Annotated in this window: 7 protein-coding genes; 1 reads left to right on the top strand and 6 read right to left on the bottom strand. The window is 40.5% G+C overall.

Annotated features, from left to right (window positions below; genetic code table 11):
* Positions 1 to 153: 153 nt before the first annotated feature.
* Both JW841_10725 and JW841_10720 read right to left on the bottom strand, forming a co-directional pair.
* Positions 154 to 1,212: a hypothetical protein gene (locus JW841_10725; protein ID MBN1961410.1), complete on the bottom strand. Its 1,059-nt coding sequence runs from the start codon at positions 1,210 to 1,212 to the stop codon at positions 154 to 156.
* A 5-nt stretch (positions 1,213 to 1,217) separates the two neighbouring features.
* Positions 1,218 to 2,354: a hypothetical protein gene (locus tag JW841_10720; protein ID MBN1961409.1), complete on the bottom strand. Its 1,137-nt coding sequence runs from the start codon at positions 2,352 to 2,354 to the stop codon at positions 1,218 to 1,220.
* Positions 2,355 to 2,674: 320 nt separating this feature from the next.
* Between JW841_10720 and JW841_10715 the strand changes: the two genes are divergently transcribed.
* Entirely contained in the window at positions 2,675 to 3,829 is a 1,155-nt protein-coding gene (locus JW841_10715; protein MBN1961408.1) for a hypothetical protein, read from the top strand.
* 25 nt (positions 3,830 to 3,854) lie between these two features.
* Here the strand turns inward: JW841_10715 and JW841_10710 are convergent, their stop codons facing one another.
* The 4 genes from JW841_10710 to JW841_10695 are packed head-to-tail and all read right to left on the bottom strand — an operon-like array spanning position 3,855 to position 8,909.
* Positions 3,855 to 5,969 carry a CoB--CoM heterodisulfide reductase iron-sulfur subunit A family protein gene (locus JW841_10710; GenBank protein ID MBN1961407.1) on the bottom strand — a complete coding sequence of 705 codons (2,115 nt, stop codon included), beginning with the start codon at positions 5,967 to 5,969 and terminating at the stop codon, positions 3,855 to 3,857.
* Positions 5,966 to 7,462 (bottom strand): Ni/Fe hydrogenase subunit alpha, encoded by a 1,497-nt coding sequence (locus tag JW841_10705; GenBank protein MBN1961406.1) that lies wholly within the window; start codon positions 7,460 to 7,462, stop codon positions 5,966 to 5,968. Before JW841_10705 ends, JW841_10710 begins: the two co-directional genes overlap by 4 nt.
* A gap of 11 nt (positions 7,463 to 7,473) precedes the next feature.
* Positions 7,474 to 8,448, bottom strand: a complete 975-nt coding sequence (locus JW841_10700; GenBank protein ID MBN1961405.1) for an oxidoreductase — start codon at positions 8,446 to 8,448, stop codon at positions 7,474 to 7,476.
* Positions 8,445 to 8,909 (bottom strand): hydrogenase iron-sulfur subunit, encoded by a 465-nt coding sequence (locus JW841_10695; protein ID MBN1961404.1) that lies wholly within the window; start codon positions 8,907 to 8,909, stop codon positions 8,445 to 8,447. Before JW841_10695 ends, JW841_10700 begins: the two co-directional genes overlap by 4 nt.
* Between the last annotated feature and the right edge of the window lie 346 nt (positions 8,910 to 9,255).

Raw genomic sequence — 9,255 nt, 5'->3', positions numbered from 1 at the left:
CTTCACGAAATCCGCTACTTGCGACCGCGTGCTCGCAAAAATCCTGCCTGCGACTTGCCACAAGCAAGCCTTTTGCATGATTTTGCTTAAGCGCGCGGCCATCGTTTACGTGGCTTTCGTGAATTTCTTAAGTCCAAAATTTAGGGACACCCCCTAATGTGGTGTTTCAATATTCATGATTTTGAATAAAAATCCAACTTCATGTTGTATATCGCTATGCTTGCCAACAGCCCGCATCGGACGGTAGTAAAATTGTATATAAGGAGTACCGGTGCTAATACTGCCGAGCGCATGTGGGTCATTAAGTGGCAAGGCTATTCCTAAAAAGCCATGGGCATACATTTTAGCGATATCAGGATCACCAACAGTCATAGTTACGCCAAAGCCTAAATTTATTAGCCAGCTAAGTAAACCAATCTCAGCGTATGGATATAAAATAGCCCGACCGCTGTTGGGACCAATGCGAAGCCCTGCACTCAACCAAGGCCAAGTCACTAAAGAGGCTTCAATGCCGACTACATGTTTTGTTTGTGTTGAATAGGCCACTAAACCACCTAACGAAATAGGTATAGCGTCATCAATTTTTTCGCACTTATCCGTTTCAAAAATAGATGTTGCTGAAGTCTCTTTGGTATATGGTAAGCTTGTTACTACAAGGCTTAGGGCATATTCGCTAACGAATATACTTTTATTATCATTAAAAACAGCACGTGAAAGATAATAGGGTTCAAGCCAAAATCCAAGCTCACCAATTGATAAAATAGGAATACGCAGGCCCATCATTACATGAGGCCCATATGGTAACTGGGATTTACTATCAGCAAGTAAAGCTGCACCAAATCCAACACCAACATCGAGGACCTGTACTAAGATTAAGCCGGTTTCAATAAAAGCCCAAGAGGCAACGGCATCAGGTGCGTGGCTATAACGTCCGCCTAATGCTAAACGGCCAGCGCCTGCTCCGATATGCTCAAGATATTCTAATCGTAGTGCACCACCACCATAAAGAGAATTGTTATATGGCGACAAAATGGCAGAACTGGAAACAGAGAAACTCGTTGGGCAAGCACTACAATAGCAATTACGATATAATGGGTCATGTTTGCAGCCACATTCATGTTTACCCCAAATGGCTGCAAAGGGCCCCGCAAGAGAAAAATTGCAGGTAAAAACAATAATTATTGGCAAAAAAATATAAACACTTTTATTCATCTATTTTACCTTACGAGTTGTCCTGGGGCTAACAAATCATAAGTCGAAGGAGATGCACTTAATTGTTGGTTATAGTTTGAACCAAAGCAATGCACTAAACCATTACGCGATTTTATACAGGTATGCATGTAGCCAATCGCAACCGCATCATAGTTTTGGCCAGGAATTAGTTGCGGTTGTGCCGTAAAACTGTTGCGATGCAACCAACCAAAGCAAAAAAGCTCACCATTGAATGTAATTGCGCAAGTTGTATTATTACGCGCTACTACATTAATTACATTATCAATTGATACACGCTTAGGTTGTAAAACAATAGACTCTTTTTGATCTACACCAACCTGACCCTGATGATTTTTGCCAAAGCACCAAAGACTATTATCTTTTTTTAATGCACAGGTATGCTTGTCACCAGCGCTAACTGTGGTCCAATCTTTTCCTAATACTTGTACCAAACCGTTAACATCATCTTCATGCCCAACACCGAGCTGGCCAGCAGCATTTTGGCCTTGGCACCACATTAAACCATCACTACTGATTATGCAGATATGTGAACCGCCGATTGCCATGGTGGTGACATTGATAGTGGGGTTAGAAAGCTTCACTTCATTAAATTGCCATGCAGATGTTGAATTTTGAGTAGGTTTAATAAACCGCCACAACGAACCATCGGTTTTAAGTGCATATCCTTGAAAGGTACGTTTATTATGGTGTGTATAATCTTCTTGTTGCGGATCTACCCAAACTGAGCGAAATGGTCCTGGCGCTACTAACTCAATATGGGTAGTTGGCATATCGACGATACACCAAAGTGATCCATTGCCACTAATAGCACAAATAGAAGAGCCAGCACTGAGGTCAATCCAGTCATTTAACTCAGCGTTTATAAGGGTTCGTTTTTTATTAATAGTAGTATCTGGACCAACTAATTTAAGTTTTTGCCAAACACTACGCGGACCACCGATGTATGGTATTTCCTTCCATTCTCTGGCGACTGGATAGTCGTTATCACCACCCCAACACCAAAGTTCTTTTTGTTTATTAATGGCGCATGAGTATTGTGGGCCACAAGCGATCTCTACCCATACTTGTGTAGTACAAGCTTGCGTAAAGAAAAAATAAAGAAGAAACAGTCGCCGTATCATTTTACAACCTACAGTGAAGAATATTGATAAATGACATAGCATTAAATTAATAATAACAGCTAGCATTTACTAAAGACTATCAATATGCTTGCATATGCTATAAGATGAAGTTTTAAAAAAAGGCATGGTTTTTTTGTGGTAATGATTTTTTGCGAATATTACAACTAGAGTATGATATGAAAAGATTACCACTAACAATTAAGCAGATAAATTTTATAATTAGGCTTTATGCACCCATCTTTTTTGCCATTATTCTATGGAGGCCTAATTATTTACAAGCTAAACCGTATAGTATTGCTATTATTGAGCCCAATATCAGTATGATGTTATCAGTCGAGACAAGTAAGCTGATAGCTGAAAAAATAAATGAACTTCAGGTTTCAAAAGCACTTGGTATTATTTTGCAAAGCAAATATTGGAGAGATCTTCCAAGTAATACCAACATCGAATTTCAAATTTGTAACAATGCTGAATGTGGTAAAGCATTAGCGAATATATTAAATGTACCTTATGTTTTAATGATTTGGGTGGCTCCGCAATTATTAGAAAACCTAAAATCGCCTATAGAGACAGACAGTGCTATCGGTATTGAAATGAAGCTATTTGCCGCTAAGCCAGAAAGTACCCCGCGACATAGTATTAATTGGATCAAGGTGGTTGATGAGGAAAGCATAAAGACAAGTATTCAACAACAATTTAACAGCATCATTGACCAATTAAAAAATCCAAACACACCAGCACAACCTCGATTAGCTGTTGGTAATAAACACGTTTGTATGATTCGCAACGATCATACCCTTTGGTGTGTGGGTGATAACTCGCATGGTCAAATTGCTGTGGCGTCTAATTTTTTAATAACGTTAGCACAAATATCACCACGTCAAGATTGGCAGGCGGTAGTTGCAGGTGCTAATCATACTTGTGGGTTAACTAATGCAGGAACTTTATTTTGCTTTGGTACAGTTAAAGTAGGTGAGCATATATTGCGTTTTGGTTTTAAGACTAAAGGCCTGCAGATTGGTGCAGCAGGTAGTTGGCAACGAGTAGCTGCCGGTGGCGGGCAAACATTTATCATTCATAAAAATGGTACATTATGGGCAATAACCGACGGGCTCAGGCTTGTGCAAAAAGGCAAGGCGGATGCTTGGGAGCTAGTAACTATTTCAAACGATATAGTGTGTAAATCGCCAGAATGCGATCAAGTCATAGGGCAGCCGGGTTACTTTTATAAAGCGGGAAGCGATTCTGTTTGCGCCGCCAATCATGCTGGTAATTGGGTTTGTTTTATTGTTACTCAAGAACCAAATGAACAACAAGCTAATTCATATTGCCAATATGATTGTGTACAAGACATTGCAGCTACAACAGCAATGTTTTCGACTATGAAAATAAAGTGGCATGGTAATTTGATTGCAGGCTGTGAAAGGAGTATTGAAAATAACTTTATAAAAGTTTCTAGTGTTGAAAATTATTGAGTTGTTATAGAAGTTAATTTCACATCTAAGTCATAACCCCAGCCTCAATCTCAGCTTGTATCTGTTGATCAGTGAAATTACGTGCAGTTATAGCGCTCGAAGGGCAAGCAGCAACACAAGCACCACAGCCTCGACAGAGAACTTCGTTTACTTTGGCTGTATGTTCACTTTCCTCAAAGCTAATTGCGCCATAGGGGCAAGTAAGTACACATGAATGACAAGCGCCACATAGTTGAGAGTCGACAACCGCTTTTTCAGGACTAATAGCAAGTTCGCGTCCTGGTACTAAAGCCGAAAGCACGGCGCCCGCAGCTGCGGCGGCACGCCAAGAAGTTTCACTGGCATCACTTGGACCTTGAGCAGCACCAGCAGCAAAAATACCTTCGCTGCGTGTATTAAATGGACGAAGCCGTGGATGGTCGGCTAACACAAAGCTTTGATCATCTAATTGCATGCGCAATAAGCTCGCGGTGTTCTGTAATGCTTTTACTCCAGTGAGAGTTGGTGCATAAATAACTAAGTCAGTTTCAAGTAGTTGCCCTTTGCCATCTTTGCGGTAGTGCACCACGGCACCATCTGCCATTTGTTCAATACCTTCAAGAGTATCAGTAGGCTTTAATAAAATTTGTTTAGTACTACTCTCACTAATGGCTTTATCATAAAATGAGAGACTGCCTTTGCCGCCGCTGCAACGCTCCCACATTAAATCAACCATTTCACAGTTAGGTAATTTTTTATGTATCGTGTGTATATATTTACCAATAGCCAAACAGCAGATTTTTGAGCACTCTTTTGCTGGGCCTATCCCTTGTTCATCAATGCAATGAACAAAGGTTATGTGTTTAGGTGTTTTGTTGTTGATGGTGAATTCGCCACTAGTTGGCCCCGCAGAGTTTAGTAAGCGCTCACAAGCCATAAGTGTTACAATCGATTTTGCTTCTTGCCATATCTCTACTGGTCGTTCTTCAAAGCCAGTAGCAACAATAATAGCGCCAACGCGATATTCATGTTGTTTAGCTTGTGCCTGTAAATTTATATTGTCAAAAGGGCAAGCATCAGCACATGCATGGCAGTCTTCACCCTTTGAGCGTAAACAATTTTTAGGGTCGATAGTAGGAACGTTAGGTAGGGCGCCATTATAAGGAATATAAATAGCTTTACGCTTTGAGAAACCAAAGTCACACTCGTTGTCAATTTCTACCGGGCAAGCAGTTTCGCAACTGTGACAACCATAGCATCCTTCTGGGTTAACATGGCGTGGTGCACTAATCGTCTTAATATTAAAGTTGCCTAAAAAACCAGTAACTTCTGTGATATTGCTGTTGGTGAGTAATTCAACGCGTTCGTTATGCAACACTTCATCCATTAATGGTTCAAGCATGCAAGAGGCACATTCAAAATTAGGGCATAGCTCTGACAGCATAGGTATACGACCACCAATAGCTGGAGAGTTTTCTACTAAAACTACTTTACGTGACGCGTTAGCAAGCATTTTGGCGGCAGTTAGTCCGGCTATACCGGAACCTAAAATTAAAACATCACAATCAACCGGGATTGTACGCTCAGTTAAAGCTTCTTGCATGCAAGCACGGGCTATGGCTGCATGAATAATACGTGTGGATTTTTTAAGGGCGGCATCTTTATCTGGAGTTACAAAAATACATTGCTCACGAATGTTAGCCATCACCAGCAGGTAAGGGTTAACTTCTGCTTGTTTACATACATTTGCAAAAGTAACCCCTTGCTCGCGTATGGAACAACCAGCAATTACTGTTGGGTTGTTAGGTTCACGTTTTAAAAATTCTACAAGCCATTTACGTCCTTGTATCGAGCAAGGTTCACCATAACATTGAACCGAGCGCACAGCAGGGTTTGTTATTAAAATTTGACACAATGCATTAAGATTTAGCGCATTCTTAATAATTGGCCCACATTCACAGATAATCACATTTACTAAACCATCAGGATTAATGTGTTGAGTTGGCTGATAATTTTCAGTGTCGGTGTCTGGCACTAAAGATTCTTTAATGTTTTCAGTTACTTCTGTGGTGCCTTCTGTGGTGCCAGACACCATATTATTAGCATTATTATAAGTATGAATGATTTTAAAACTTTTTATTATATTTGAATTATCGCTCATAGTTTCTCCAATGAGCCGTCCCCATTACCGAGCCGACGTACTGCATTTATCAGATCACCTTGAATATTATAGAGACGTATTTCAAGTGGCATAGCCCCTGGTAGCGCATGAGTAGCGCAACCTAAGCAAGGGTCATAAGCACGAAACGCCATTTCGATACCGTTAAGCATCCCTTCAGTAATTTCAAGGCCAGGTCCAAGGGCCGCTTGCGCGGCTTTTTTTACCGCGAGTGCTATCGAACCATAATTATGTGCAGTACCGACTAATAAATTTGCTTTCTCAACCAGTCCTTTATCGTTGGTGACATAATGGTGAATTAATACCCCACGTGGTGCTTCTACAACGCCAATGCCTTCGTGCGGTGTTTGTTGTGGTAACACGCGCACATTAGGATCGCAGAGACGTTCATCTTGTGCATAAGCCAATACTAATTCAGCACATTGTAACATTTCGATGATACGAGCCCAATGAAATGCCAAAGTTGCATGAACTGGTTGGCCACCAAGCATAGCAAACATTTTTTGCCGTTGTTCTTCGGCTAATGGTGTTTGCATATGTTTTGAAGCATTGAGCATGCCGAGTGGAGCTACTCGATATATTCCTGAATCAATACCATCAAGTAATCCACCCCAACCTATGGCTTTTAAATATAGAAATTTTAAATAGCTCCAAGATACTACTTCTTCAGCGAGATGTTCGCGGTAGTCGGTGCCTGTAAAAAACAGAACTTCATTGCCCTGCGGATCAGTAACCCGTAATTTACCATTATAATGATCAGGTTCGAGATTATCGTTAACTAAAGCGATGTCGTAAGTTTCTTGGCGATAACTTTCAGAACGTAATAGCGATATATAGGCTGGATTACTCAGCACTATCTTTGAGAAAAGCCGCTCAGTAAATTGTGCAAACTCAACCATAAACTTACCAATTTCAATTAGTCGTATTCGCATATCGCGAGTGACTGCTTTAGCTTGACCACCTGGTACCATACCCACTGGATGAATAGGGCGACCACCGAGCATTTGCGCAACTTCATGCGCTTCTTTACGCATACGAATAAGTTTAGATGCTGCATCTTTACCGACTTTATTGATTACCCCGATTAGATTGCGCTCTTGCGGTGAAGCATTTGGACCAACGATGAAATCTGGTCCAGCTAAGGCGTAAAAATGTGTTGCATGATCACCAGCAACAAAAGCATTGTATTGCAAGCGGCGTATTATTTCGGCAGTCGGTGGAATTTGCATTCCATATACGGCTTCAACTGTTTTGGCGCTTGCAGTATGATGCGCTTCGGGGCATACGCCACAGATGCGACTGGTGATACGTGGCAACTCTTCAACTGGTCGACCTTCAACAAATTTTTCAAAACCACGCAATTCAGGTATCACTAAAAAACAATTACGTACACGTCCCTCATCATCAAGATGAATATCAATACGCCCATGGCCTTCTAGTCGAGTGATGGGATCTATTTTGATTACCCGACCCATAAAATATACGCCTATTCCTTGGTCATTTTTTCATTAGCATGGCGAAGCCAAGATGCAGGTAAACTAAAGCGATAGAAAGTACCAGCGGCATCAGTGATATCTTGTATGCAATTTTTAATTGTTTCAGGGTCTTCACTTTTAAGTATTGATCCAAGTAAACTTACCATTTTTGCACCTTGGTCGGTAGTATTGCCAGCTGCCCCATAACAACCACGACAAGGCATATTTACTTGCAAACATTGAGCACCACAACCAGAGCGAGTCGCAGGCCCCATGCAAATAATACCTTGTTCAAGTAAACATGTTTTACCATCAGGAATTTTATCGATAATACGGTAAAATTTTTCAACTTTCGTGTCGTGTTTTTCAAGTGGGCACTCAAAACATACGGCTTTATCACCCGCACCAATAATTGCAGGCGGTGGTGGTAACTGATTTTGTGCTAAGAGATTACAGACATAGCTAGTTTGTTCGGTGACTGGTGGACAGCCAGGCATATAGTAATCTACTGAAGCGAAGTCACCAAGCGCTCCGACATAATCCGTAAGTTGCGGTAGTTCAATGGTGCCATCAGCTAGCTTGGTACGTAATTGTGGACGTATTTTTTCTGGGTTAATAGTTGACTCAGTAGTGTCGTAAACACGCGTAAGCAAAGATTCACAATTTGAAAAATTTGCTAGACCAACAATACCCCCAAAACAAGAACAAGCGCCATAAGCAATAAGTACTTTGCTTTTGCGCCTTAGCATTTGTGCCACTTGAATGTTTTCTTCATTGCGCATGGCACCATTGATAAAACAAGCATCAATGCTGCCATCGTGCATGGCTTCAACATCTTTATATTTAATATCGATCACGCATGGCCAAAAAACGATATCAACATGTTCAATAAAATTAATAAGTTGCTCATGCAATTCAAGCAATGCAATATCACAGCCACCACACCCGGCTGCCCAGTACATAGCAACTTTTAATTTGTCGCTCATGCTTCGTCCTTATTGATTGTTGCATTTGCTATGGCTGATTCATCTATTTTTTGTTGAGTTTGATTTACTAAGGGACCAAGCGTACGTATTTGCTCAGTTACTTCTGTGACTAAACGTGCATAGCGTTCGCCTTCTGAAGCACTGATCCATTCAAGACGTAGTCTTTTTGGATCTATCCCAAAGCGTTGCATCATTTGTTTAAGTAATTGCATACGTGCTAAAGCTTTGCAGTTACCATTAATGTAATGACAATCGCCAGGATGGCAACCACAAATCAAGACACCATCATAACCACGAGCAAAAGCCATCAATACAAAAGAAGGGTCAATGCGTCCAGTACACATAACCCGCACAACATGCAGATTCGGTGGATAAGGCAAATGAGCCGAACCTGCGCTATCTGCACCAGAATAAGAGCACCAGTGGCAAAGAATACCTAGTAATTTTGGTTCAAAGCTCATTTGTCTCACTTATATAGAAAAAGCCACTGTAGCATATATTTGATAGGCATAACTTTTTAATAGCAATTTATTCGAGTTTCATTAAAATGGATAAACATAAATTAGTTTATGATAACTAACTGAAATTACAGAATAAATTATCGTTCTTGACAAATTTAACGCCATCAGTTGTGCACCTGGCATGGCATTTAAAAAGGAGGTAAAAGCAGATGTAAGCAATTAAATGCAATTAAATGTGTCAAACGATATAAATTACATAAATTAAATACAACTAGATATAAAAGTTGTCTTCTAATTCTAGCAGTATCGTAATGACCTTCATTATTTGTTAATTTTCATTATATTT

The sequence above is a fragment of the Deltaproteobacteria bacterium genome, from assembly GCA_016931625.1.
Classification (GTDB): domain Bacteria; phylum Myxococcota; class XYA12-FULL-58-9; order XYA12-FULL-58-9; family JAFGEK01; genus JAFGEK01.
Note: the sequence above shows the minus strand (reverse complement) of the source record. Positions and strands in the feature narration are given on the sequence as shown.

What these genes read in the sequence shown, in the direction of transcription:
- JW841_10725 (MBN1961410.1), bottom strand. Translation starts at nt 1,212, where the DNA reads ATGAATAAAAGTGTTTATATTTTTTTGCCAATAATTATTGTTTTTACC.
- JW841_10720 (MBN1961409.1), bottom strand. Translation starts at nt 2,354, where the DNA reads ATGATACGGCGACTGTTTCTTCTTTATTTTTTCTTTACGCAAGCTTGT.
- JW841_10715 (MBN1961408.1), top strand. Translation starts at nt 2,675, where the DNA reads ATGATGTTATCAGTCGAGACAAGTAAGCTGATAGCTGAAAAAATAAAT.
- JW841_10710 (MBN1961407.1), bottom strand. Translation starts at nt 5,969, where the DNA reads ATGAGCGATAATTCAAATATAATAAAAAGTTTTAAAATCATTCATACT.
- JW841_10705 (MBN1961406.1), bottom strand. Translation starts at nt 7,462, where the DNA reads ATGGGTCGGGTAATCAAAATAGATCCCATCACTCGACTAGAAGGCCAT.
- JW841_10700 (MBN1961405.1), bottom strand. Translation starts at nt 8,448, where the DNA reads ATGAGCGACAAATTAAAAGTTGCTATGTACTGGGCAGCCGGGTGTGGT.
- JW841_10695 (MBN1961404.1), bottom strand. Translation starts at nt 8,909, where the DNA reads ATGAGCTTTGAACCAAAATTACTAGGTATTCTTTGCCACTGGTGCTCT.